The organism is Chryseobacterium sp. JV274, assembly GCF_903969135.1.
Lineage (GTDB): Bacteria > Bacteroidota > Bacteroidia > Flavobacteriales > Weeksellaceae > Chryseobacterium.
Window position 1 is genome coordinate 3,589,202 of sequence record NZ_LR824569.1, and the last position, 24,450, is coordinate 3,613,651.

Annotated in this window: 20 protein-coding genes and 1 riboswitch; of the genes, 18 read left to right on the forward strand and 2 right to left on the reverse strand. The window is 36.5% G+C overall.

What is annotated here, in order from left to right:
• Positions 1–8 precede the first annotated feature (8 nt).
• From CHRYMOREF3P_RS16590 to CHRYMOREF3P_RS16620, 7 genes are all read left to right on the forward strand, one after another.
• On the forward strand, positions 9–992 hold the full coding sequence (locus tag CHRYMOREF3P_RS16590) for a stage II sporulation protein M (RefSeq protein ID WP_077413636.1): 984 nt from the start codon (positions 9–11) through the stop codon (positions 990–992).
• Complete coding sequence (locus tag CHRYMOREF3P_RS16595; RefSeq protein WP_180565071.1) at positions 976–1,938, forward strand: DUF4013 domain-containing protein; 963 nt, start codon at positions 976–978, stop codon at positions 1,936–1,938. Before CHRYMOREF3P_RS16590 ends, CHRYMOREF3P_RS16595 begins: the two co-directional genes overlap by 17 nt.
• Positions 1,931–2,719 carry a DUF4129 domain-containing protein gene (locus CHRYMOREF3P_RS16600; protein ID WP_180565072.1) on the forward strand — a complete coding sequence of 263 codons (789 nt, stop codon included), beginning with the start codon at positions 1,931–1,933 and terminating at the stop codon, positions 2,717–2,719. The genes CHRYMOREF3P_RS16595 and CHRYMOREF3P_RS16600 overlap by 8 nt, the downstream gene beginning before the upstream one ends.
• An 11-nt stretch (positions 2,720–2,730) precedes the next feature.
• A complete protein-coding gene (locus CHRYMOREF3P_RS16605) occupies positions 2,731–3,888 on the forward strand; it encodes a hypothetical protein (protein ID WP_077413639.1) in 1,158 nt (385 codons plus the stop codon).
• 110 nt (positions 3,889–3,998) lie between these two features.
• Positions 3,999–5,030 carry an AAA family ATPase gene (locus tag CHRYMOREF3P_RS16610; protein ID WP_077413640.1) on the forward strand — a complete coding sequence of 344 codons (1,032 nt, stop codon included), beginning with the start codon at positions 3,999–4,001 and terminating at the stop codon, positions 5,028–5,030.
• A 75-nt stretch (positions 5,031–5,105) separates the two neighbouring features.
• Positions 5,106–6,428 (forward strand): DUF58 domain-containing protein, encoded by a 1,323-nt coding sequence (locus tag CHRYMOREF3P_RS16615; protein WP_077413641.1) that lies wholly within the window; start codon positions 5,106–5,108, stop codon positions 6,426–6,428.
• Positions 6,429–6,455: 27 nt separating this feature from the next.
• Positions 6,456–6,875, forward strand: coding sequence for an OsmC family protein (locus CHRYMOREF3P_RS16620; RefSeq protein ID WP_077413642.1), 420 nt, complete (start codon positions 6,456–6,458; stop codon positions 6,873–6,875).
• Between the two features lie 70 nt (positions 6,876–6,945).
• Here CHRYMOREF3P_RS16620 and CHRYMOREF3P_RS16625 read toward each other — a convergent pair whose 3' ends face one another.
• Positions 6,946–9,561, reverse strand: a complete 2,616-nt coding sequence (locus CHRYMOREF3P_RS16625; RefSeq protein WP_180565073.1) for an MGH1-like glycoside hydrolase domain-containing protein — start codon at positions 9,559–9,561, stop codon at positions 6,946–6,948.
• Positions 9,562–9,749: 188 nt separating this feature from the next.
• Positions 9,750–9,856, forward strand: a riboswitch (SAM riboswitch).
• Between the two features lie 66 nt (positions 9,857–9,922).
• Here CHRYMOREF3P_RS16625 and CHRYMOREF3P_RS16630 point away from each other — a divergent pair.
• The 8 genes from CHRYMOREF3P_RS16630 (at position 9,923) to metF (ending at position 19,899) form a co-directional block, all read left to right on the forward strand.
• The gene (locus tag CHRYMOREF3P_RS16630; protein WP_180565074.1) at positions 9,923–10,867 is read left to right on the forward strand and encodes an alpha/beta fold hydrolase; all 945 of its coding nucleotides are present in this window, start codon (positions 9,923–9,925) and stop codon (positions 10,865–10,867) included.
• Positions 10,867–12,405, forward strand: coding sequence for an ACT domain-containing protein (locus CHRYMOREF3P_RS16635; RefSeq protein WP_180565075.1), 1,539 nt, complete (start codon positions 10,867–10,869; stop codon positions 12,403–12,405). The genes CHRYMOREF3P_RS16630 and CHRYMOREF3P_RS16635 overlap by 1 nt, the downstream gene beginning before the upstream one ends.
• Positions 12,406–12,516: 111 nt before the next feature.
• Complete coding sequence (locus tag CHRYMOREF3P_RS16640) at positions 12,517–13,677, forward strand: O-succinylhomoserine sulfhydrylase (RefSeq protein WP_077413646.1); 1,161 nt, start codon at positions 12,517–12,519, stop codon at positions 13,675–13,677.
• A gap of 29 nt (positions 13,678–13,706) precedes the next feature.
• Positions 13,707–14,078 (forward strand): four helix bundle protein, encoded by a 372-nt coding sequence (locus CHRYMOREF3P_RS16645; protein ID WP_077413647.1) that lies wholly within the window; start codon positions 13,707–13,709, stop codon positions 14,076–14,078.
• Entirely contained in the window at positions 14,068–15,096 is a 1,029-nt protein-coding gene (locus tag CHRYMOREF3P_RS16650; RefSeq protein WP_175627183.1) for a homocysteine S-methyltransferase family protein, read from the forward strand. The genes CHRYMOREF3P_RS16645 and CHRYMOREF3P_RS16650 overlap by 11 nt, the downstream gene beginning before the upstream one ends.
• Positions 15,097–15,178: 82 nt before the next feature.
• Positions 15,179–16,270, forward strand: coding sequence for a fatty acid desaturase family protein (locus tag CHRYMOREF3P_RS16655; protein WP_077413648.1), 1,092 nt, complete (start codon positions 15,179–15,181; stop codon positions 16,268–16,270).
• A 1-nt stretch (position 16,271) separates the two neighbouring features.
• Entirely contained in the window at positions 16,272–18,932 is a 2,661-nt protein-coding gene (metH, locus tag CHRYMOREF3P_RS16660) for a methionine synthase (protein ID WP_077413649.1), read from the forward strand.
• A gap of 7 nt (positions 18,933–18,939) precedes the next feature.
• A complete protein-coding gene (gene metF, locus CHRYMOREF3P_RS16665) occupies positions 18,940–19,899 on the forward strand; it encodes a methylenetetrahydrofolate reductase [NAD(P)H] (protein ID WP_077413650.1) in 960 nt (319 codons plus the stop codon).
• 255 nt (positions 19,900–20,154) lie between these two features.
• Here the strand turns inward: metF and CHRYMOREF3P_RS16670 are convergent, their stop codons facing one another.
• Positions 20,155–21,306, reverse strand: a complete 1,152-nt coding sequence (locus CHRYMOREF3P_RS16670; protein ID WP_180565076.1) for a hypothetical protein — start codon at positions 21,304–21,306, stop codon at positions 20,155–20,157.
• Positions 21,307–21,407: 101 nt separating this feature from the next.
• Here CHRYMOREF3P_RS16670 and folE point away from each other — a divergent pair, with 101 nt between their 5' ends.
• The 3 genes from folE (at position 21,408) to cysS (ending at position 24,103) form a co-directional block, all read left to right on the forward strand.
• Positions 21,408–22,076: a GTP cyclohydrolase I FolE gene (gene folE, locus CHRYMOREF3P_RS16675; RefSeq protein ID WP_047376638.1), complete on the forward strand. Its 669-nt coding sequence runs from the start codon at positions 21,408–21,410 to the stop codon at positions 22,074–22,076.
• A 3-nt stretch (positions 22,077–22,079) separates the two neighbouring features.
• Positions 22,080–22,511 carry a DinB family protein gene (locus tag CHRYMOREF3P_RS16680; RefSeq protein WP_077413653.1) on the forward strand — a complete coding sequence of 144 codons (432 nt, stop codon included), beginning with the start codon at positions 22,080–22,082 and terminating at the stop codon, positions 22,509–22,511.
• A gap of 125 nt (positions 22,512–22,636) precedes the next feature.
• On the forward strand, positions 22,637–24,103 hold the full coding sequence (cysS, locus tag CHRYMOREF3P_RS16685) for a cysteine--tRNA ligase (RefSeq protein ID WP_180565077.1): 1,467 nt from the start codon (positions 22,637–22,639) through the stop codon (positions 24,101–24,103).
• Positions 24,104–24,450 lie beyond the last annotated feature (347 nt).

Sequence of the window (24,450 nt, forward strand, 5' to 3'; positions counted from 1 at the left end):
TAACAATTATGAGAGAAGTTTATTTCATTAAACAAAATAAAGAAAAATGGTTGGGAATAGAACAGGTTATTCAAGGGAAAATTAAAAAAAATCCTGATGACCTGTCTTCATTGTATATTAACCTGATCAATGATCTTTCTTTTGCCCAGACCTATTATCCCAAAAGTAACACTACTGTTTACCTGAACCATCTGTCTGCCCAGATTTTTCAGAAGATCTATAAAACAAAAAGGGTAGAGGAGAACAGGCTGGTTTATTTTTTCAAAACTGAAGTTCCGTTGCTGATGTATCAGTACAGGAGATATCTGATGTATGCTTTTCTCTTTTTCATTTTATTTACTTCAATAGGAGTACTTTCTGCCATTTATGATAAAGATTTTGTAAATATTATTCTGGGTGAAGGTTACGTAAATGAAACCATTGAAAATATTAAGCATAATAATGCGGTAGGAGTTTATCAGAGTGGCAGTACATGGGGAAGTACCATCGGGATTATTTTTAATAATATCCAGGTAGGAGCGAAACTGTATATTTACGGAATTGCAGGCGGAGTGGGAACATTATTCGCATTGCTTTCCAATAGTGTGATGCTGGGTGCTTTCCAGTATTTTTTCTATGATTATGGAGCATTGAAAGAGAGTGCAAGAGGAATATGGCTTCATGGAGTTTTTGAGATCTTTGCCATGGTGGTAGAAGCGATGTGTGGCCTGATTCTGGGTGCATCTATTTTATTTCCGAGAACGTTTTCAAGGTTTAACTCTTTTAAAAAAGGATTTAAAGATTCATTTAAAATATTTTTAAGTACTGTTCCTTTCACAATTTGTGCAGGAATTATAGAAGGTTATGTTACAAGACATGCTTTGAAAATGCCTTTGTTTCTGAACCTGATCATTATTTTTGGCTCACTGGCAATTATAGGATTCTACTATTTTGTATATCCGTCTGTTGTCTATAAAAAAACTAATAAACACATTCATGATACAATTATATAAAAAAAGAGATTTTGGAAACTTTATCAGCGATAGTTTTAATTTCTTCAAAATATATGGGAAGAATTATTTTAAGAACTATATTCTGATCAATGGCTTGCTTTTGATCTTAATGGTAACCGTTGCAATCTTCGGGTATAAAGAACTCTTTTCGCAGGTATTCGCATCCAACCTTGGGGGAGAAACATCTTATTTTGAACAGTATTTTTCGGATAATGCCGGTATGCTGATTACAGTAGGATTACTGACTTTTCTGCTTTTCATGGTCCTGATGATTGTCAATTACCTGTATCCTGTTTTCTATTTAAAAAGAATTGCAGAAGGTGCAGAAAAGATAAAAGCGGATGAAATTCTGAGTGATTTTAAAAGCAATGCAGGGAGAATAGCTAAGCTGTGCCTTGGAATGATTTTTATTGTCACTCCGATGGTATTGTTTGTCGTAGGATTTTCTTATATCCTCATTTTTATTATTATCGGACTGTTTTTGATACTGCTGCTTTACCCAGCGATATTTAATTTCACTACATTTCTGATGTATGATTATTTTAATTCGGGCAGAGGTTTCTGGGGAAGTTTGAGCTATGCTTTACGGTCACAGTTTTCTTACCCGAATGGCAGTGAGAAATCTCCGTTCTGGAAATATTGGGGATCTGCGTTTGTGATGTTTATTATTATTTACATGATAACATCTGTATTTACATTTATTCCGATGATATTCTTTTACGGATCGCTTCTTACGTCTGCACCGGACGGAAATTTTGAGCAGAACCCTTTTACCGGAACTGCCGGAATTTTGTTTTTTGTATTCTATGGAGTTTCAATGCTGATTTCATTTTTTCTTTCAAACCTGATGTATGTGAATGCTGGATTGATGTATTATGACAGCAGAACAGATTTTCACCAGAAAGTAGAACTTGCAGAAATAGACACGATTGGAATCAATGAATAAAATTTTCCTTTTCTTACTCCTTTTTCTCTCTCTTGGGCTGGTTCAGGCTCAGGACGATAATCCTGATGATGATCTGGTAGATTCATTATATACAACCGGGCATTACAGAAATATGCTGCGTGCAGATTCTGTGCTGATGAAAAACCCAGTGTCAGAAAATGAGGTTCATCCGAAAACATTTAAAGAAAATATTCCGTCAAGATATAAAGGACGTGAATTTGATTATTCAGTATCAAAACCAAGAGAATCTTTCTTTCAAAAACTGATGCGGAAGCTCAATCAGATTATACAGGGGATTTTTGGCGAAACAACATTGACTAAGTCGGGGGAATTTACAACTGTTCTTATCCGTCTGTTTGCGATTATCCTTGTAGGTTTTCTGCTTTATTTCATTATTAAATATCTGATGGGGAAAGATGGGAATTTTATTTTTGGTAAAAAGAATAAGAAACTGGATATCAACGTTCAGGAACTCCATGAGAATATCCATGAAATCAATTTTCCTGAAAGTATCGCGAAATTTGAGATGGCGGGAGATTATCGGTCAGCAGTTCGTTACCAATTCCTGTTTGTTCTTAAAAAACTGAGTGATAAAAAGCTGATCAACTGGAATCCGGAAAAAACCAATAAAGATTATGCCGCAGAGTTGAAAGCTCCCCATCTTAAAAACGATTTCTCTAATCTTTCTTATATCTTTGATTATGTCTGGTACGGAGAATTCAGTATTGAAGAAGAAAGCTATCAGAAATTTAAAAATCAGTATCAGGCATTTAAACCTTAACAATAGTAACCATGAATAAAACTTTCAAAACATATGCTGTAATTTTCGTCATTGTGATGATTGTTCTGGCATTGCTTGAAGTTAACAAAAAAGAAACGACAGACTGGCGAAAGAATTTTGACATTAATGAGAAGTCTCCGTTCGGACTATTCGTTTTTAATAATGAAGCTAAAGATCTGTTTAAAAATAATCTGAAGAAGATTGAACAGGTTCCCTACGAATACTACAGTCAGCATAAAAAGGATCCTCACAATATTATTGTTATTGAAAATAATCTTGACAAAGAGTCCTGGAATAAAATCCTGACTCAGGTATCTGAAGGTTCGGATGCATTTTTACTGGTGGTTCGGATGCCGAAAGAAATTTCAGACAGTATCGGGTATTATGATTCCGAAATCTCCTTTGAAGAGGAAAATGTGCTGAAACTTACAGACAAAAAATATCAGAATGATTTTGTTAAGCTGGATAAATTTCCGTCAGGAAGAGGATTTTCATTCATTAAACCTAAAGTTGAAGTTCTGGGGAAAACTGTGGAAAAAAAGAATAACGATCAGGCCAACTTTATCAAAGTGAAATTTGGAAAAGGATATATTTACGCTCATACTGAACCTCTTTTTCTGACCAATTATTATCTTCTGAAACCTGGGAACGTAAAATATGCACAGGATGTGTTTTCATATCTGCCAGATAGAGAAACCATTTGGTTTGTATCCAACAAAAGTTCAGCATCACGCTTCTTCATGAGATTTGTATTGTCAAATCCGGCTTTAAAGTATGCCTGGTGGGTGCTTTTGGGTGGACTTGTCCTTTTTATTTTCTTTAATGCGAAAAGAAAACAGAGAATAGTACCGGTAACAGAGCCACTAAGGAATACTTCTCTGGATTTTGTGAAAAGTATTGGAAATCTGTATCTTCAGGAAGGTGATTTTCATGATATGATGGCCAAGAAGGCACAGTATTTTCTGAACAAAGTGAGGATGGATCTGTTGATAGATACCCAGAATTTAGATGAAGAATTTGCAAAAAAATTACAGCTGAAAACCGGGAAAACCATAGAGATGATCAATGAAGCGATAACGCTTGTAAAAAAAGCTCAGGACCCTTACGCCAGCGTAATGAAGGAAGACCTTACAAGGATCAATAAGCTCCTTGATGAAATATTTAAATAATACAACAATATAATGATGTAACAAGTACCAATGCTAATAATGACTTTTCCAGGAAGAGATTTGATTATTACATTGACAGCCATTGTTAGATCGGCAAATTAAAATTTATTATGGAAAACTTTGATAACCCTAATATAGAAAACCAAAGCTCTATAGACCTTAATAAGCAGGAAGAGCAGTTTCATTCGAGAATAGATATGATCGAACTTCGTGCAAGCCTGGAGAAAGTAAAATCTGAGATCGGAAAAGTAATTGTAGGGCAGGAGAAGATGATTGAACATCTTTTGGCAGCGTTACTTTCAAACGGTCATGTTTTGATTGAAGGAGTTCCGGGAGTGGCGAAGACAATCACCGCAAAATTATTAGCCAAAACCATTGACGTAGGTTTCAGCAGAATTCAGTTTACTCCGGATCTTATGCCTTCCGATATCTTGGGGACATCCATATTCAATGTGAAAAATTCAGAATTTGAATTTAAAAAAGGACCTATCTTCTCCAACTTCATCCTGATTGATGAGATCAACAGATCGCCGGCAAAAACACAATCTGCATTATTTGAAGTAATGGAAGAAAGACAGATCACCATGGATGGTACCCGTTATATTTTGGAAGAACCTTTTCTTGTTATCGCTACACAAAACCCTATAGAACATGAGGGAACGTACAGACTTCCGGAAGCCCAGCTGGATCGTTTTTTATTCAAAATCAATGTAGGATATCCTAATCTTGAGCAGGAAATCGCGATCATTAAAAATCAGCACGAAAGTAAAAAAGAAGATAAAACAGAAGGCGTAAACCGCGTGATCACAGCTGTACAGCTGAAAAACTACCAGAATCTGGTAAAAGAAATCATTGTGGAAAGTCAGCTGATGGAATATATTGCTAAGATTATCATCAATACAAGAGAAAACCAATTCTTATATCTGGGAGCTTCACCGAGAGCTTCATTAGCACTTCTTACAGCATCAAAAGCATTTGCAGCGCTGAGAGGAAGAGATTTTGTGACTCCTGAAGATATCAAAGAAGCAAGCTATGCTGTTTTAAGACACAGAGTCATCGTATCTCCCGAAAGAGAAATGGAAGGTCTTACTGCAGATGAAATTATCCGCCAGATTTTAGAAGGAATAGAGATTCCGAGATAGGTTATTAGATAATAGGTGACAGGGCAATAATCCCTAATCCCTTTTTTCTAAATCCTAATCCCTATACCCTAACCAATGAAAAACTTATACATCAATACACGTTTCTTTTTTGCACTCATCGGAGTGGGGATTCTGTATGTTCTGGCATTTTTCTTTCCGGTGCTGATGTGGGCAGCCCATATCGTGCTTCTGATTTGTTTTCTGGCTGCAATGGTAGATTTCCTGTTGCTTTTTAACCAAAAGAATGCGCTGCAGGTTCAAAGAATTTTACCGGAAAAACTGTCTAACGGAGATGAGAATTTTGTAAAAATTGACATCAAAAATAATTATAGCTTTACCATATCCACTAAGATTATTGATGAAATTCCTTTTCAGTTTCAGAAAAGAGATTTTTTAATCGAAAAACAGATCGCTTCAGGAGCGAATACATTCTTTCAATATTCATTAGAACCTAAGGAAAGAGGAGAATATCATTTCGGAGGTTTGAATATTTACGCATCTTCACCATTAGGTTTAATTTCAAAAAGATTTATTTTTCAGAAGGATGCTATGCTGCCATCTTATCCATCCTTTATTCATCTCAGAAAATATGAGCTGATGGCCATTCAAAGTGAATTTCTATTAGGTGGAATCAAAAGAGTCAGAAAGCTGGGACACACGATGGAATTTGAACAGATCAAAGAATATGTTCCCGGAGATGATATCAGAACGATCAACTGGAAAGCTACTTCCAAGACCAACCGTTTGATGGTAAACCAGTTTCAGGATGAAAAATCACAGCGTATTTTTATGCTGATTGATAAAGGAAGAACCATGAAAATGCCTTTCAATGGATTAAGCTTGCTGGATTATTCCATCAATGCAACAATGGCACTTTCTCATATTATTTTGAGAAAGGGAGACAGAGCCGGTATGATGACCTTTTCCAAGAAAGCTGAAAATAAAATTGCAGCCGATAATAAATCCGGGCAGCTGAAAAAAATCTCTGAAGCGCTTTATAATATTAAAACAGATTTCTTTGAAAGTGATTTCAACCGCCTGTATCAGGATGTAAAATATTCTATCAATCAAAGAAGCTTAATTCTGCTTTTTACCAACTTTGAAACATTGGACGGACTGAACCGACAGCTGAAATATCTACGTGGAATCGCAAAAAACCATTTGCTGGTAGTTGTATTCTTCAAAAATTCAGAATTGCAGACGCTGATCAACAAAAATCCTGAAAATATGCAGGAAATCTATGATGAGATCATTGCTGAGAAATTTGAGTTTGAAAAGAAACTGATCATCCAGGAACTTCGCAAATATGGAATCTATACCGTATATACACTTCCGGAAAATTTGAATATCGATGTTATCAATAAATATCTTGAGATAAAAGCGAGAGGAATTTTATAACTTTGCAAAAGCAATAAGCAATAAATAATGAAAATTACACTTAACAGAATAAACGACGATTTTTTATTTGAATGTACAAATGCACAAGGAAATTCTATTCTTCTGGATAATACTTCCCAGCCGGGAGCAAAAGGCGTTTCTCCAATGGAAAGTGTACTGATGGCAGTCGCGGGCTGCAGCGGAATTGATGTGGTTTCTATTTTAAAGAAGCAGCGTCAGGATATCAAAAGTTTTCAGGCAGAAGTAGAAGGAGAAAGAGTACAGGTAGATGAAGCAAAACCTTTTAAATCCATTAATGTTAAGTTCCTTTTAGAAGGAGAAATTGATCCTAAAAAAGCATTAAAGGCAGCAGAACTTTCTTTTGAAAAATACTGTTCCGTATCAAAAACGTTAGAACCGAATGTAGAAATCGGATATGAAGTCTATGTAAACGGAGAAAAAATTTAATCTCTTATTTAAAAATAGAAAAAGCCGGATGACTCATCCGGCTTTTTTATTATTTATTACTCATTGCTGATTAAAAGGTAAGTCTTGGTTTTATCAGTTTCGCCACAGTGGCAGTCCATCCTGTCTGGTGAGAAGCCCCTACACCACGGCCGTTATCACCATGAAAATATTCAAAGAAGGTGATATAATCTCTGAAATGCTCATCGTAATTGAATTTTGGATTGCCTCCGTTGAAAGCCCTTTGCCCATGTTCATCCTTTAAAAATATTGAACAGAGCCTTTTGCTGATATTCTGAGCGACTTCATCAAGATTTCTTTTATCGCCGCTTCCTGTTGGAAATTCTACCTTAAGACTGTTTCCATAATAATAATGAAAACGCTGCAGGCTTTCAACAATCAGGAAATTGATAGGAAACCAGATCGGCCCACGCCAGTTGCTGTTTCCACCAAACATTCGGCTGTCACTTTCTGCAGGAGTATAGTATACCATATTTTCGGCTCCATGCACAGAGAATACAAAAGGATTTTCTTCGTATACTTTAGACATAGCACGGATTCCGTAAGAGCTTAGAAATTCTTTTTCATCAAGCATTCTTGTAAGAACCTTTGTTAATCTGTTTTTACGTAAAATACTCATCAGATGTTTTCTGCCTTGTCCCTCCTCATCCCAATGAGAAACGAGCTTGGTGAGTTCCGGCTTATTTTTTAGGATCCATTCCATTCTGGTTTTGAAATTAGGCATCTTTTCCAACAGCCTGTGATCCACAATTTCTACTGCGAATAAAGGAATTAAGCCGACAATACTTCTTAATTTCAAAGAAACACTGTCTCCGTTTCCAAGCTGCAATACATCATAGAAGAATCCGTCTTCTTCATTCCACAAGCCTTTTGTTCCTTCACCCAGGTTTTCCATAGCTTCAGCGATATAAAGATAATGTTCAAAAAACTTGATCGCCATATCCTCATATACCTGATAATATTGGGCAAGTTCCATCGCAATACGCATCATATTCAATGCATACATCGCCATCCAGCTTGTTCCGTCTGCCTGCTCAAGATGCTGACCGTCCTTTAGTTCCATATTCCGGTCAAAAGCACCAATATTATCTAGACCAAGGAAGCCGCCTCCGAAAATATTTTTACCATTTTTATCCTTTCTGTTGACCCACCATGTAAAATTCAGCAACAACTTCTGAAAGACTTTTTCTAAAAATAATAAATCCGGCTTTCCATTGTTTTTTTCATCAATCTTAAAAACACGGAAGCAAGACCAGGCATGTACAGGCGGGTTTACATCGCTCATGTTCCATTCATAAGCAGGAAGCTGTCCGTTAGGATGCATGTACCATTCTTTGGTAAGTAATAAAAGCTGTCCTTTGGAGAATTCCGCATCTATAATGGAGAAAGGGACGCAGTGAAATGCCAGATCCCACGTAGCATACCATGGATACTCCCATTTATCAGGCATGGAAATGATATCCTTATTATGAAGATGATTCCATTCTGTATTTCTTACATATTCGTTGAAATTTCTTGGAGCCTCAAAATTGGGATCTCCTTTCAACCATTTTCCGATATTGTAATGATAGAACTGTTTATTCCAAAGAAGCCCTGCAAAAGCCTGTCGCTGAACATTTCTTTCATCTTCATTTACTGTATCATTCTGAATATCGTTATAAAACTCTTCGGCTTCAGCTTGACGGATATTGAAAATATGATCAAAACTGTCAAAAGGTTCATCCATTTCGTCAGGAGACAACCTGAACTCAAAAACTTTTGATTCCCCAGCATCAATAATTTCATCAATAAGAAAAGAAGCTTTTGTTCCTCTTTTTTCAGGATTTACAGTATCTCCCTGATGAATAATAAAATTATTGATTCCATCTTTGAAATAAGTATTCTCTGCTTTGGGAGCTCCGTAAAGTTTGGAAGTATTGGTTTCATTATCACAAAATACACTTTGTGCATTTGAGTTTCGGGAATATAGCTTTTTGATCGAAATGCTGTCATGACCAATATTAATACTTCCGTCATGAGACGCATTAACCTCTCCTTTATAAGTATTGTATCCCCATTTCCAGTTGTTTCTGAACCAGATTGTGGGAGCTACCAGAATAGGAGCCTCATGCTGGCTTCGATTACAAACGGTGACTCTGGCTAAGATATCGTTGTGATCGGCTTTACAGTATTCAATGAAAATATCAAAATATTCATCGTTATCAAAAATTCCGGTATCGAAAATCTCATATTCCGGTTCCTTTTTGCTTCGTTTTCCGTTTTCTATAACAAGATCATCGTAAGGAAATTCATTAATCGGATATTTATACACCATTTTCATATAGCTGTGGGTAGGCGTATTGTCCAGGTAATAAAAGATTTCTTTGATGTCTTCACCATGATTTCCCTGAGGGTTACTCAATCCGAAGAATCGTTCTTTTACCATTTTATCTTTCTTGTTCCAGAATGAAAAAGCAAAACAGAAAAGTTGCTTTACATCAGAAATTCCGGCGATGCCTTCTTCTCCCCAGCGGTAAGCATAGCTTTCAGCATTATTATGATTGGTAAAATCCCAGGCATTCCCGTTTGAGCTGTAATCTTCACGTACATTTCCCCACTGTCGGTTGCTTACATAAGGTCCCCAGTTTTTCCATTTAGTATCTTGTAATCTTTCTTTTTCGGCGGTCATATCTCATCATTTTTCCATACGAAGTTAGTTTTTTTGAAAAATAATTCCAATTTTTTTCATCTGAACAATTATTAATATAGTTTTGAAATACTTGTATTTAAGGGCTTTTTTAAATATTAAAATATTTTTTTTTTGAAATTAAAAGAAAAGAACTACCTTTGCATCATTCGTTCATTCAAATATTGAAAATGTTATCAAGAAAGGTTGAGGGATTAGACCCTATGAAACCTTAGCAACCCTTTGCGCAAGCAAAGAAGGTGCTACGTTCTACCAAAGTATTTTGGACAGATAACTTACTGAAGTTCTTTTCAGCCATTTCCTGTGGCATTTTCAATTGTATTTGTATTAAAATATAATAGAATTGAAAACAGAATTAAACTATATAAATCTTTCGTATCAAACCAATTCCCAAAAGGAATACCATATCCCGTTAAGCTATCAGCTTTTTGGGAAAGATCTGTTTACAGCACCCATTGTTTTAATCAATCATGCACTTACCGGAAACTCAGATGTATCCGGAGAAAAAGGTTGGTGGAAACAATTGGTAGGAGAAAATCAGATTGTTGATACCAATCAATATACAGTTCTGTGTTTCAATATACCCGGAAACGGTTATGACAATTTTTTAATTGAAGACTATGAAGATTTCACGCCTTCAGATATCGCTGCGATATTTCTAAAAGGGCTTGAAGCTTTACATATCAAAAATCTATACGCCATTATTGGGGGCTCTCTGGGAGGAGGAATTGCCTGGGAAATGCTTGCCAAGCAGCCGGATCTTGCAGAAATATTTATTCCTATTGCCTGTGATTACAGAACACACGACTGGCTTCATGCACAATGTCTGGTTCAGAAATTTTTATTGAATGATAAAGAAGAACCATTACAGAAAGCAAGAATTCATGCCATGCTGTGTTATAGAACACCACAGTCGCTCAATGACAGATTTCAAAACCAATATAACCAGGACAAACAATGTCTGGAATCAGAAGACTGGTTGGTTTATCATGGTAATGCACTAAACGAAAGATTTAGTTTAAAAGCGTACAAACTGATGAATCATCTCTTAATGAATATTAATGCTGATGAACCATCACTGGATAAAATACAGGCACGAATGCACATGATCTCCGTAGATACAGACTTATTCTTTCCTGCTTCTGAAATCCGAATGTGTTTTGAAAACTTAAAAGAGAAAAATAAGAATGTTTCTTATCACGAGATCCAATCTATACACGGGCATGATGCCTTCTTAATGGAATATCAACAATTAAATAATATCATTAAAAACATTTTACAGAAGTAATGAAAAATGCTAACGAAATAAAATTTTTGAAGAACAGATCAATCATCAAATTTGAAGGAGAAGATTTCCTGGGAGAAATCGGGATTGACGGACGAATTTTTAAAGCGCTTACCTTAGCGCGTATCAGTGTAGGAGTAATTTCCCAACAGGCCATAGAAAACGGAATTTCTATCTTGGTTCAGGAAATTGATGCAGAAAAAGCAGTTGCTTGTCTTATTGATGAGTTTGAAGCAGAAAGAAAATCTGGAAAAGTTTCTCAGATCTATAGTATCAATAATGTTTCTGTGATCGGTTTTGTAGCAGAAGATTTCAATAAAGTATTTGCTGAGCTGGCAAGAAACAATGTTTTCCCATTACTTTTGAATCAGGTTGCGGGAGAAAACAGGGTCAACATCGTAGTAACTTCTTCACAGGATGAAAAAACCAGAAATATCATCGAGTCTGAAATTTTCAAAAAGCCAAAGACAGTTCATTTAGCAATTATAGGTCACGGAAATGTAGGAAAAACTCTGATACAACAGGTATTGGAATCTTCAGAAGAAATAAAAAGACGTAAAAAAATAGATCTTAAAGTTGTTGCAGTAGCCAATTCAAAGAAAATAGCTTTCAACAAAAGAGGATTTGATGCGAATTGGAGCGATGAGGTTTTGACTGCAGAACATCCTTCGAGTGTTCAGGAGCTGATTAATTTCTCCAACGAAAACCAGCTGGAGAACCTTATCGTTGTTGATAACACGGCAAGTAAGGATTTTGTGAAAAACTATCATGCTTTGGCAGAAAACGGATTTGATCTGGTTTCTTCAAACAAGATTTTTAATACCCTTCCGATTGAAGAATACAGAAAACTAAGATATACGTTGAATAAAAACAACAGACGTTATCTGTATGAAACCAATGTGGGGGCAGGTTTACCATTAATTGATACGATAAAATTATTACACCTTTCAGGAGAAAATATCACCAGAATCAAAGGAGTATTCTCCGGAACATTAAGCTATGTTTTCAACAATTTTTCTTTAAGAGACGATAAATTTTCAACCATTATCAATGAAGCTTTGGAAAAAGGATACACAGAACCGGATCCAAGAGAAGACCTATCGGGAAATGACGTAGCAAGAAAATTATTGATTCTGGCGAGAGAATTAGACTTAATTAATGAATTCGGAGATATCAATATTCAAAATCTGGTTCCGGAAAGTCTGCTTGAGGTTTCAAAATCAGAATTTCTTTCAAGACTTGAAGAACTGGACGAAGAGTATCAGAAAATAAAAGAAAATCAGGCGCCTGGGCATGTATTGAGATATGTAGGTGATTTGCATGGTGATCTGCAGAAAGATAAAGGTGAGTTAGATGTAAAATTGATTTCTGTTCCGGCAACTTCAGCTTTAGGACAATTAAAAGGTTCAGATTCAATCTTTGAAATTTACACAGAAAGCTATGGTGAAAATCCTATCGTTATCATGGGAGCAGGAGCAGGTGCACAGGTAACAGCCAGAGGAGTATTCGGAGATATTTTAAGAGTAAGTGAAACTAAATAATATTTAATCTAACATCTATCAATTTGGCAGTGTAACCATAACGGCAATTGTCATTCTGAGCATAGCGAAGAATCTGATGGTTACAATGTAAAATTGATCAATTAAAACTATATGGAAAATTTTGAAACATCAGCAATAAGAACCCAGACTGAAAGAAGTCAGTTTGACGAGCATTCTACACCATTATACCTTACTTCCAGTTTTATATTTCAGGATGCGGAAGATATGAGAGCAAGCTTTGCAGAAGAAAAACCAAAGAATTTATACAGCCGTTTCTCTAATCCAAACGTAACAGAATTTACAGATAAGATTGCTAAGATGGAAGGTGCAGAAGCAGGATATGCGTTTGCTACAGGAATGGCTGCCATCTATTCTACATTTGCTGCTTTATTGAATGCCGGAGATCATATCGTGAGCTGCCAGTCAGTTTTCGGATCTACGCATACTTTATTTACTAAGTATTTCCCGAAATGGAATATTGAAACCTCTTATTTCAAAGCAGGAGATGCTGAGAATGTTGAACAATATATCAAGCCCAATACAAAGATCTTATATCTTGAAACTCCTACCAATCCGGCTATTGAAATTCTGGATCTTGAGTTCTTCGGACAGATTGCGAAAAAGCACAACCTTATTTTTATTGTAGATAACTGCTTTGCAACACCTTATCTTCAGCAGCCGATCAAATATGGTGCAGATATTGTTGTACATTCAGCGACGAAATTGATTGACGGACAGGGAAGAGTGTTAGGAGGAATAGCAGTAGGAAAAGAAGACCTGATCAGAGAAATTTATCTTTTCGCAAGAAATACAGGACCTGCATTATCTCCTTTTAATGCCTGGGTATTATCAAAAAGTTTAGAAACATTGGCGATCCGTGTAGAAAAGCACTGTGAGAATGCATTGAAAGTAGCTGAGTTTTTAGAAAGTCATCCGAACGTAGAATTAGTAAAATATCCATTTCTGAAATCCCATCCAAGTTATGAAGTCGCTAAAAAGCAAATGAAGCTTGGAGGAAATATCGTAGCATTTGAAATAAAGGGAGGAATAGAAGGCGGAAGAAACTTTTTAGATAAGATACAAATGTGCTCACTGTCTGCTAATTTAGGTGATACAAGAACGATCGTTACCCACCCGGCATCTACAACCCATTCTAAATTATCCGATGAGGAAAGAAATGAAGTAGGTATTACGGCAGGATTGGTTCGCTGTTCGGTAGGTTTGGAAAATGTAGAAGATATCATAGCAGATCTGAAACAGGCTTTAGATTAGTTAATCGTTGACAGTTTATAAAAAACCAAATGAATAGAGAATACACAGAATTAGTAATTTGGATGGAGGGAAGAAAGTTGGTTAATCTAACTTATATCCTGACTGCCAACTTTCCTAAAGAAGAATTATTGGCTTTAACAGGTCAGATAAGAAAAATGGTAACTTCAGTTTCGTTCAATATAACGGAAGGAAGTAGAAGGCAGAATCCCGAAGATACTTTACCGTTTCTGCAGATTGCCGGGAAATCTCTTTATAAACTGGAAACTCAATTCCATTTGGCTTCAGACCAACAATATATTTCTAAAGAAGATTTTAAAATAATCAATAAAAAAATCCTCTTATGCAAAAAACTGGTCAGCGGATTTATAAACTGTTACAAATTGATAGAAAATGAAAAATAATATACAAGACGCTCAGCTTTCAGCACTCAATGTTCAACTTCAGAAGAGAATTCTGGTTCTTGACGGAGCTATGGGAACAATGCTTCAGAGATACAAGTTTGAAGAAGATGACTATCGTGGAGAGCGTTTCAAGGATTGGGAGCATCCGGTAAAAGGAAATAATGACCTTCTTTCTCTCACACAGCCTCAGGCGATTGAAGAAGTTCACAAGAAATACCTGGAAGCAGGGGCTGATATCATTGAAACCAATACATTCTCGGGAACTACCATAGCGATGGCAGATTATCACATGGAAGAGCTGGTATACGAACTGAACTATGAGTCCGCAAAAATTGCAAGAAAAGCCTGTGACGAATATACCGCGAAAAATCCGGACAAACCGAGATTCGTAGCAGGATCTATCGGGCCAACAAACAGAACGGCAAGTTTAAGTCCAGACGTTAATGATCCCGGATACAGAGCCATCACTTTTGAAGAATTGAGAGTAGCTTACAGGCAGCAGTGTGAAGCTTTGCTGGACGGAGGTTCAGATATTCTTTTGGTAGAAACCATCTTTGATACCCTGAATGCAAAAGCAGCTTTGTTTGCCATTGATGAACTACAGGATGAAAGAGGAATAAAAATTCCGATCATGGTGTCAGGAACCATTACCGATGCTTCAGGAAGAACACTGAGCGGTCAAACAGCAGAAGCTTTTCTGATCTCCGTTTCCCACCTGAATTTATTAAGTGTAGGTTTCAACTGTGCATTGGGAGCAGATCAGCTGACGCCTTATCTTGAAACTCTGGCCCATAATTCAGAATTCTATATTTCAGCATACCCGAATGCAGGTTTACCGAATGCTTTTGGAAAATATGACGAAACTCCTGAAGATATGGCAAGACAAATTAAAGAATATGTAGAAAAAGGACTGATCAATATTATCGGTGGTTGCTGCGGAACCACGCCTGAGCATATAAAAGCGATTGCAGATTTGGTAGAACAATATCAGCCAAGGAAATTGAAGGAATTTGTGTGATTTGATAGATTTTTTTAATTAAAATCAAGAATGAAGGCTAATTATAAATAGTAACTTTATGTAAACCACAAAGTTAAATATAATGAAAAAGCCAATTTACTTAAAAGATTCGGAGGATATCAGATTATTTAATGAGCTGAGAAAGAAAGTAAACCAAAGAGTAGAAACCATTTCTGAGAACAGGGATATCTACATTCAGATCAAAGCGGTTATTCTGCCACTGGTCTATATAGGGTTATATTTTCTTGCTGTTTTGAATGCTGAAAAACATTGGATGTATATTCTGAGTTTTGTTTTAATGGGAATTTCTCTGGTTTTGATTTATTTAAACCTAATTCATGAGGCAGCCCATAACAACATATATAAAAGTAAAAGACTGAACGGGCTGGTTCTTCACATTTTTGATTTTATAGGAGCCAACTCCTATATCTGGAAAAAAAGACATATCGCAAGCCATCATGCATATCCCAATGTAGATGGATGGGACACGGATATCGAGCAGAGCGGATTGCTGTTAATCGTACCGTGGATCAAAGCAAAAGGAGTACAGAGGTATCAGGATAAGTTTTTCTTTTTAGTATATCCATTCTATTTGTTCAATTGGATGTTTATAAGAGACTTCAGAGACTTCTTTGACAAAGAAAGAGTGATTTTAAAGACTCAGGGGAGAATACCGGTTATGGAGAAAGTAAAAATGATAAGCTATAAGCTGTTCTATTTCTTTTATCAGATTGTGGTTCCTGTGATGTTCTTTAAAGTATCAATAGGGTTGGCTTTAGGAGCGTGGTTTTTACAGGTAATTTCAGCAAGTATTTTTGCATTGTTTGTTTTACTGCCTTTGCATCCGCTTCCTGATAATGCCTTTCCAAAATTAAATAAAGAAAATGGTCTGCCATTTAGCTGGCTTCGTCATCAGTTTGAAGTGACCAATGATTTAAAAGAAAATAACTGGCTGGTAAGGAATATGTTGGGGAATTTTAATTTCCATGTAGCACATCATCTGTTTCCGAACTACAGTTATATGTATTACAACGAGATCACAGAGGAGATTGAAGAATTTGCCAGAGAATATGATCTTGCATATAAAAGATTTCCATTGTTGACTGCTTTAAGCAAGCATAGGGATTTATTGAGACAGAATGCCAATAATGCCTACTATATTTTAGAAGAATAAAATGAAATATTTAAGATTATCAGGCCTCGAGCCTCTTATCATAACACCGGAGAGCAATTTCATCAATGTTGGTGAAAGGACTAACGTTGCCGGTTCCAAAAAGTTTTTAAGACTGATCAAAGAGGAGAAATTCTCCGAAGCATTAGATATTGCCCGCCATCAGGTAGAAGGAGGTGCCCAGATTCTGGATGTCAACTTTGATGATGGATTGATTGATGGAAAAGCATCCATGATCAAATTCCTGAACTTAATTGCCTCCGAACCGGATATCGCAAGAATCCCGATCATGGTAGATTCTTCCAAGTGGGAAATCCTTGAAGCAGGTCTTCAGGTAGCTCAGGGAAAATGTGTGGTAAATTCTATCAGTTTGAAAGAAGGCGAGGAAGAATTTATCAAACATGCCAAAGCTATTAAAAGATATGGAGCAGCAGTTATTGTAATGGCATTTGATGAGGTAGGGCAGGCTGACAGTTTTGAACGAAGAATTGAAATTTCAAAACGTTCTTATGATATTCTTGTCAATCAACTTGGTTTTCCGGCAGAAGACATCATTTTTGACTTAAATATCTTTCCTGTGGCAACGGGAATGGATGAGCACAGAAGAAATGCCATCGACTTTATTGAAGCTACACGTTGGGTAAGACAAAATCTTCCTTATGCATCCGTGAGTGGGGGAGTGAGTAATGTTTCCTTCTCTTTCCGTGGAAATGATACTGTGAGAGAAGCAATGCACTCTGTTTTTCTTTATCACGCCATCCAGGCAGGAATGAACATTGGTATTGTAAACCCGGCGATGCTGGAAGTTTATGATGAAATCAATAAAGAATTACTGGAGCTTGTAGAAGATGTAATCCTGGATAAAAGAGAAGATGCTACAGAAAGACTTCTTGACTATTCAGAAAAACACAAATCAGTCAAAAAAGAAAAAACCGAAGACTTAGAATGGAGAAACAATCCATTACAGGAAAGAATTACCTATGCATTGGTAAAAGGGATCGACCGTTTTATTGAAGAAGATGTAGAAGAAGCAAGACAGTCAGCTGCAAGACCACTTCATGTAATCGAAATTAATCTGATGACCGGAATGGGAGTAGTAGGAGATTTATTCGGAAGCGGGAAAATGTTCTTACCTCAGGTCGTAAAGTCTGCAAGGGTAATGAAAAAAGCTGTGGCTTATCTGCAACCTTTCATTGAAGCTGAAAAAGATGGAGCAAAACCTGCCAACGGAAAGATCTTAATGGCAACAGTAAAAGGGGACGTTCATGATATTGGTAAAAATATTGTGAGTGTCGTTTTGGGTTGTAACAACTATGAAATCGTCGACCTTGGAGTAATGGTTCCGGCTGAAAAAATTATTCAGACGGCTATTGCAGAAAAAGTAGACGTTATAGGATTAAGCGGATTGATTACACCAAGTTTGGATGAAATGGTGTATATCGCCTCAGAATTAGAAAGACAAAATTTAGATTTTCCTTTATTAATCGGTGGTGCTACAACTTCAAAGGCGCATACCGCAGTGAAAATTGATTTAAAATATAAAAATGCAGTCGTTCACGTGAATGATGCATCAAGAGCTGTAAACGTAGTAAGTTCATTATTGGGTGACAGAAATAAAGAATATGTTTCGGATTTAAAGAATGACTATTCCGACTTCAGAGAAAAGTTCCTGAACAGACAGGTGGATAAAGATTATGTATCCATCCAGGAAGCAAGAGAGAATTATTTTAAAATTGATTGGGAGAATGAAGAGATTTTCACTCCGAATACGATAGGAATAAAAGTTATCGAAAATCAGGATTTGAGGGAACTTCTTCCTTTCATCGACTGGTCACCGTTTTTCAGAAGCTGGGATCTTCACGGAAAATACCCGAATATCCTGGAAGATGAGGTGGTAGGAGCTCAGGCGAAAGAATTATTCAAAGATGCTCAGGTGATTCTAAAGAGAATTCTGGATGAAAAGCTTCTAACAGCAAAAGCCATTTTCGGGATCTTTAAAGCCAATTCCAATGAATCTGATGATATCTTGATTTTTGATGAAAATAACAATGAGCAGGCGAAGTTTTTAACCTTAAGACAGCAGGCTCAAAGATCAAAAGGAAAAGATTATCTGGCACTAAGTGATTTCATCGCTCCTCAAAGCTCAGGAAAAACCGATTATGTGGGGGCATTCTGTGTAACTACCGGATTCGGAACCGATGAATTGTCCAGTGAATACGAAAAAGCCAATGATGATTACAATTCCATTATGGTAAAAGCCCTGGCAGATCGTTTTGCAGAAGCCTATGCTGAATTCTTACACAAAAAAGTAAGAACAGAATATTGGGGATATGCCAATCAGGAAAGCTTAAGCAACGAAGAATTGATTGCCGAAAAATACAAAGGAATCCGTCCGGCACCGGGATATCCGGCTTGCCCAGACCACCTGGAAAAGAAAACAATCTGGGATCTTTTAAAAGTAGAAGAAAATACAGGTGTTTTCCTTACAGAAAGCCTGGCGATGTTCCCGACAGCATCTGTTTCCGGATATTATTTCGGAAGCCCGCATGCCAAATACTTCGGATTAGGAAAAATTACAGAGGACCAGCTTAAAGATTATGCAGCAAGAAGAGGTTGCAGTATCCAGGAAGCGAGAAAATGGTTGTCACCAAATTTAGCAGATTAACATTGACATGAAGATAACAGAACACATTAAAAATGCAAATGGAAAAACTTTATTCTCCTTAGAAGTTGTTCCGCCACAGAAAGGAATCGGGATTGAAGACCTCTATACGAATATAGATCCATTGATGGAATTCAAACCGCCTTTCATTGATGTTACAACATCCAGAGAAGAATATATCTATCTGGATAAAGGCAATGGACTTATGGAACGCCGTATTACGAGAATGCGTCCGGGAACCTTAGGGATTTGTGCTGCTATTCAACATAAATATAATGTAGATACGGTTCCTCATCTTCTTTGCGGAGGTTTTACAAAAGAAGAGACAGAATATCTTCTGGTAGACTGTATGTACCTCGGGATAGATAATGTAATGGCCCTAAGAGGAGATGCTATGAAAGGACATCAGTATTTTGAGCCTACTCAGGGAGGACATCCAAGTGCCATGGATCTTGTGGATCAGATCAATAACCTGGGAAGAGGAAAATACCTTCATAACGAAGAACAGGCATGTGATGAATTGAATAAATTCTGCATCGGTGTTGCCGGATATCCGGAAAAACATATGGAGGCACCTTCCATGAATTATGATCTGAAGTGGCTGAAACAAAAAGTAGATGCCGGAGCAGATTATATTGTTACCCAAATGTTCTTTGACAATAAAAAGTATATAGAATTCGTTCAGAAAGCAAGGGAAATTGGAATTACAGTTCCGATTATTCCGGGAATAAAACCCATTGCCACAAAAAAACATTTGAAAATCCTGCCGCAGGTATTCAAAATAGATCTTCCTGAAGAGCTGATCAATGAAGTTGAAAATGCAAAAAACAATGAAGCCGTGAAGCAGATCGGAGTAGAATGGGCGATTGCCCAATGCAAAGAATTGCTGGATTTTGGAGTTCCTGTTCTGCACTTTTACTCAATGGGGAAGAGTGATAATATCAAAAAAGTAGCCGGTGAGCTATTCTAATAAAAGTACCAAAATGAAGGAACCCTGCTTTAAAAGGCAGGGTTTTTATTTTAATCAGAACCTGTACAGAATTTCTCTTAAAAATAAAATGGATTATACACTGGCTTAGAAGGAATCAATGAAGTTGATTCCACTTTCGCTCCCTCAAAAATATAACAGCCGCAAATAAAAACTTTGTGTTAATTAAACTCAAGTATCCAGGAAAAGTTATGACAATTAATAAACTTCTCTCTTCCAGCCTCCATCTTCCTTGCCCTAAAGAATTTCATGCCTCTCAAACTCCTTATTCCTGTCAAACAGATACCGGTAAGTAGCCAGCTTTCGCGTTACTGTGGTATCCAGAGTTTCAGCAATCTTAATCATTTTAGGATTAAAATCACCAATCCACTGTAGTTCTGTAATCTTAAAATCTGTATGTTTTCTCAAATGTTGAGTTCCTTCCCAAATCATATATCCGTCAATACCTTTCTTTTGCCATTCCGGAACTACACCAAAAACAAGCCCCACCATTTTCTCATTTTTCTTAAATCGTTTTAAAAATAAGAACTTGAGTTTTTCAAAAATTCCGAACTTTCCATTCAAATATTTAGCCCACTGGTTAAGGTCAGGAATATTGATCCACATCGCAATCGGTTTCTCATTTTCATATACAAACCAGGAGATATGCTCATTGATAATGGGTTTCATCGCATTGAACATTTTCAGAACCTTTGCTTCTTCCAAATGTTTTCCTTCTCCATGAGATGCCCATGCTTTATTATAAACTTCAGTAAAATCTTTTGCAAATTTCGCCAGATTATTCTTTTTCATAGGCTGAGCTGAAATGGCAGGATTTCTTCTGTTTTTTTCATGGGCAATCGTGAAGATTCGCGAAACTTCAGCAAAAACAGGTCTGGTAAAACAAAGCTGCTTAAAATAGATCTGAAATCCATAATTTTCAAAAAGATCTTTGTAGTAAGGGAAGTTATAATTCATTCCAAACAAAGGCTCAGCAAAACCATCAATCAAAAGCCCCCAGAATTTATCCCGCTCCCCAAAATTGATCGGACCATCCATAGCTTCCATTCCTTTTTTCTGAAGCCAGTTTTTACAATGGTCAAAAATAAAATTGGCGGTATTCTGATCATTGATACAGTCAAAAAAACCAATTCCTCCCGTAGGTTGCTTTTGCTCATAACAATGGTTAATGAAAACAGCTACTTTACCAACCGTTTTGTGATTCTTTTTAAACAAAAATCTCTTACACTCGCCGTTTTGAAAGAATTTATTCTTTTCAGGCTCAAAAATTTCCTCAATATACTTATCTAAAGGGCGGATATAATTTTTGTCACGTTGATAAAGTTGTGCCGGGAATTCCAGAAATTCCCTTTTATGGAGTCGGTTTTGTACTTCTTCGACAATAATCATAGGCTTTTTAATCAGAAATGGCTATAAAAGATAATGTTTTTCACCTTATTTGAAATAGAGAAATAGATATTATCCGTATTTTTGCTGCAAATTAAATAAAAATGGTTGATTTTACTGATAACGACGATGATATTTTCACTGGAAAAGAACATACGCCTATAAGGAAAGATGCTTTTGATAAATCGCCACAGGAAAAAATAGAAAAAATTACTGAGCTTTTTGGCGAGATTATGGAAACATTAGGAATGGACATGACAGATGATTCTCTGAAAGATTCTCCAAGACGTGTTGCCAAAATGTATGTGAATGAGATTTTCGGAGGACTTCTTCCTGAAAATAAACCAGGGATTTCCACTTTCTCCAATAAATACAAATACCGCCAGATGCTGGTGGAAAAAGATATCACCGTATATTCTTTCTGCGAACATCACTTTTTACCCATCATAGGAAGAGCCCATGTTGCTTATATTTCCAATGGGGAAGTAATCGGCCTTTCAAAAATAAACAGAATTGTTGATTACTATGCGAAAAGACCACAGGTTCAGGAAAGACTTACCATGCAGATTGTAGATGCTTTAAAAGAAGCTTTGGGGACAAAAGATGTTGCGTGTATCATTGATGCAAAGCACCTTTGTGTCAACTGCAGAGGAATAAAAGACACGGCAAGTTCTACCATTACTGCAGAATTGAGTGGTATTTTCAGAACAAACCCTATTACAAGACAGGAATTTCTGCATTACGTAGGAAGCCATGCAAAATTGGATTATTAATCAATGAACTACCAAATTCTTAAAAATATTATTGATGCCGAACTTCAGAGATTTCAGAATATCCCTGAAGAAGAATGGTCATACAGAAGCTCTCAAGAAAAATGGTCTAAAAAAGAAATTATAGGCCATCTTTGTGACAGTGCTTTAACAAATATCCGTAGATTTGTCGTAACCCAATATAAAGAGAACGAGAATATCGTATATGATCAGAATATCTGGGTAAAAGCTCAGAACTATCAGAATGTTCCTACTTCGGATCTTATTGATCTGTGGAAGTCTTTGAACTACCAGATTGTTCATGTAGTTGAAAATATTCCCGATGACGCATTACAGAGAACTTGTGATACAACCAAAATAGAACCTCAGGTTTTTACATTGGAGTTTATTATTAATGATTATGTAGACCATCTGCAGCATCATTTAAAAGCGATTTAATTATGATAAAATTTAAAAAAGTTTCACATAAGATTTTTATCACAACAATTATTTGTTGTGACAAAAGTAATTTTTAACTAATTTTTGAATCTTTAAAATCATTAAATCTTTTAACTTAAAAATAAATGCAATTAAAAATATATAACTCCCTTACAGCGGAAAAAGAAATATTCAAACCTATTTTAGAAGGAAATGTCGGAATGTATGTCTGCGGACCTACAGTATACAGCAATGTGCATTTAGGAAATGTAAGAACTTTCCTTTCCTTCGATTTTATCTACCGTACCTTGACGCATTTGGGGTATAAAGTAAGATATGTAAGAAATATTACAGATGCTGGTCACCTTACTGACGATGGGAATGTAGATAACGACAGATTCGTAAAGCAAACCAGACTTGAAAAGCTGGAGCCTATGGAAATTGTACAGAAATATACAGTTGATTTCCATAAAGTATTGGATATGTTCAATCTTTTGCCACCCAATATCGAACCTACTGCTACAGGACATATTGTGGAGCAGATCGAATTGACTCAAAAACTTATTGAAAAAGGATTTGCCTACGAAAGCAACGGTTCAGTATACTTCGATGTATTAGAATACAACAAAAGAGGATTGAACTATGGCGAACTTTCAAAACGTAATATAGAAGAACTTTTCGCCAATACCAGAGATCTTGACGGACAGGGAGAAAAGAAAAACCCGCAGGATTTTGCATTGTGGAAAAAAGCATCTCCGGCTCACATTATGAGATGGAATTCCCCTTGGGGAGAAGGTTTTCCAGGATGGCACCTTGAATGTACTGCAATGAGTACGAAGTATTTAGGTGAAACATTTGATATCCATGGAGGAGGAATGGACCTTAAATTCCCTCACCACGAATGTGAAATTGCACAAGGAAAAGCTTGTAATGATGCAGCACCGGTAAACTATTGGATGCATGCCAATATGTTGACAATGAATTCTCAGCGTATGAGCAAATCTACAGGGAACTATATCCTTCCGATGCAGTTGGTTACAGGAGATAATGACTTCTTTGAAAAACCTTTCCACCCTTCAATTGTACGTTTCTGCTTCCTGCAGGCACACTACAGAAGTGTTTTGGATATTTCAAACGACGCAATGATAGCCAGCGAAAAAGGATTCATCAGATTGATGGAAGCGGTGAAAGTATTGAACTCAATTACCCCTGATGATACCAGACAATCCGGTTTCAGCCTGAAAGAATGGAAAGATAAAGCATATGAAGCTTTGACTGATGATTTCAATTCACCAATCCTGATTGCTCACCTGTTTGAAGCTGTGAAATACATCTTTGCCTTGAACGATGGTAAAGAAACAATTTCAACTGCAGATCTAGAAGATTTAAAGTCAACATTGAATGCCTTTATCTTTGACGTTCTGGGATTACAGACCGTGGAAGAAAATAACAATGAAAAACTTGATCAAACTTTAAAAGTTTTAATTGAACTGAGAAATCAGGCAAGAAAATCCAAGAATTTTGACCTTTCAGATCAGATCAGAGACAAACTGCTTGCAGAAGGAATCGAATTAAAAGACGGAAGAGATGGAACATCATACGTTCTGAACTAAAAATATAACTTTATTTTATAAAACATTCCGTAGGAGTCCCACGCGTAGGATTCTTACGGAATGTTTTTTTTGGAACCATTTCGGAAAATATATCTTATCCATTATTATACAGATGATCTTTTTCAGGAGCTATTTCCTGCTATGCATTCATACTCCTCACGCCCGGGCTGTGCGATTCTCAAATCCGCCTGCTCTCCAACGCATGCTGCGGGGTACCCATTTCTATCAGGGCTAGGGGGAGGTTAATGATGAATTATAAATTATGAATTATGAATTCCCCCGAAATACCCTATACTAAATATACATCATCATCTGTGCAAATGCGTGATCTGTGGTTAACCAGTACT

What these genes read in the sequence shown, in the direction of transcription:
- CHRYMOREF3P_RS16600 (WP_180565072.1), top strand. Translation starts at nt 1,931, where the DNA reads ATGAATAAAATTTTCCTTTTCTTACTCCTTTTTCTCTCTCTTGGGCTG.
- metH (WP_077413649.1), top strand. Translation starts at nt 16,272, where the DNA reads ATGAAATATTTAAGATTATCAGGCCTCGAGCCTCTTATCATAACACCG.
- CHRYMOREF3P_RS16605 (WP_077413639.1), top strand. Translation starts at nt 2,731, where the DNA reads ATGAATAAAACTTTCAAAACATATGCTGTAATTTTCGTCATTGTGATG.
- CHRYMOREF3P_RS16625 (WP_180565073.1), bottom strand. Translation starts at nt 9,561, where the DNA reads ATGACCGCCGAAAAAGAAAGATTACAAGATACTAAATGGAAAAACTGG.
- cysS (WP_180565077.1), top strand. Translation starts at nt 22,637, where the DNA reads ATGCAATTAAAAATATATAACTCCCTTACAGCGGAAAAAGAAATATTC.
- CHRYMOREF3P_RS16595 (WP_180565071.1), top strand. Translation starts at nt 976, where the DNA reads ATGATACAATTATATAAAAAAAGAGATTTTGGAAACTTTATCAGCGAT.
- CHRYMOREF3P_RS16620 (WP_077413642.1), top strand. Translation starts at nt 6,456, where the DNA reads ATGAAAATTACACTTAACAGAATAAACGACGATTTTTTATTTGAATGT.
- CHRYMOREF3P_RS16640 (WP_077413646.1), top strand. Translation starts at nt 12,517, where the DNA reads ATGGAAAATTTTGAAACATCAGCAATAAGAACCCAGACTGAAAGAAGT.
- CHRYMOREF3P_RS16610 (WP_077413640.1), top strand. Translation starts at nt 3,999, where the DNA reads ATGGAAAACTTTGATAACCCTAATATAGAAAACCAAAGCTCTATAGAC.
- CHRYMOREF3P_RS16670 (WP_180565076.1), bottom strand. Translation starts at nt 21,306, where the DNA reads ATGATTATTGTCGAAGAAGTACAAAACCGACTCCATAAAAGGGAATTT.
- CHRYMOREF3P_RS16680 (WP_077413653.1), top strand. Translation starts at nt 22,080, where the DNA reads ATGAACTACCAAATTCTTAAAAATATTATTGATGCCGAACTTCAGAGA.
- metF (WP_077413650.1), top strand. Translation starts at nt 18,940, where the DNA reads ATGAAGATAACAGAACACATTAAAAATGCAAATGGAAAAACTTTATTC.
- CHRYMOREF3P_RS16645 (WP_077413647.1), top strand. Translation starts at nt 13,707, where the DNA reads ATGAATAGAGAATACACAGAATTAGTAATTTGGATGGAGGGAAGAAAG.
- CHRYMOREF3P_RS16635 (WP_180565075.1), top strand. Translation starts at nt 10,867, where the DNA reads ATGAAAAATGCTAACGAAATAAAATTTTTGAAGAACAGATCAATCATC.
- folE (WP_047376638.1), top strand. Translation starts at nt 21,408, where the DNA reads ATGGTTGATTTTACTGATAACGACGATGATATTTTCACTGGAAAAGAA.
- CHRYMOREF3P_RS16655 (WP_077413648.1), top strand. Translation starts at nt 15,179, where the DNA reads ATGAAAAAGCCAATTTACTTAAAAGATTCGGAGGATATCAGATTATTT.
- CHRYMOREF3P_RS16590 (WP_077413636.1), top strand. Translation starts at nt 9, where the DNA reads ATGAGAGAAGTTTATTTCATTAAACAAAATAAAGAAAAATGGTTGGGA.
- CHRYMOREF3P_RS16650 (WP_175627183.1), top strand. Translation starts at nt 14,068, where the DNA reads ATGAAAAATAATATACAAGACGCTCAGCTTTCAGCACTCAATGTTCAA.
- CHRYMOREF3P_RS16615 (WP_077413641.1), top strand. Translation starts at nt 5,106, where the DNA reads ATGAAAAACTTATACATCAATACACGTTTCTTTTTTGCACTCATCGGA.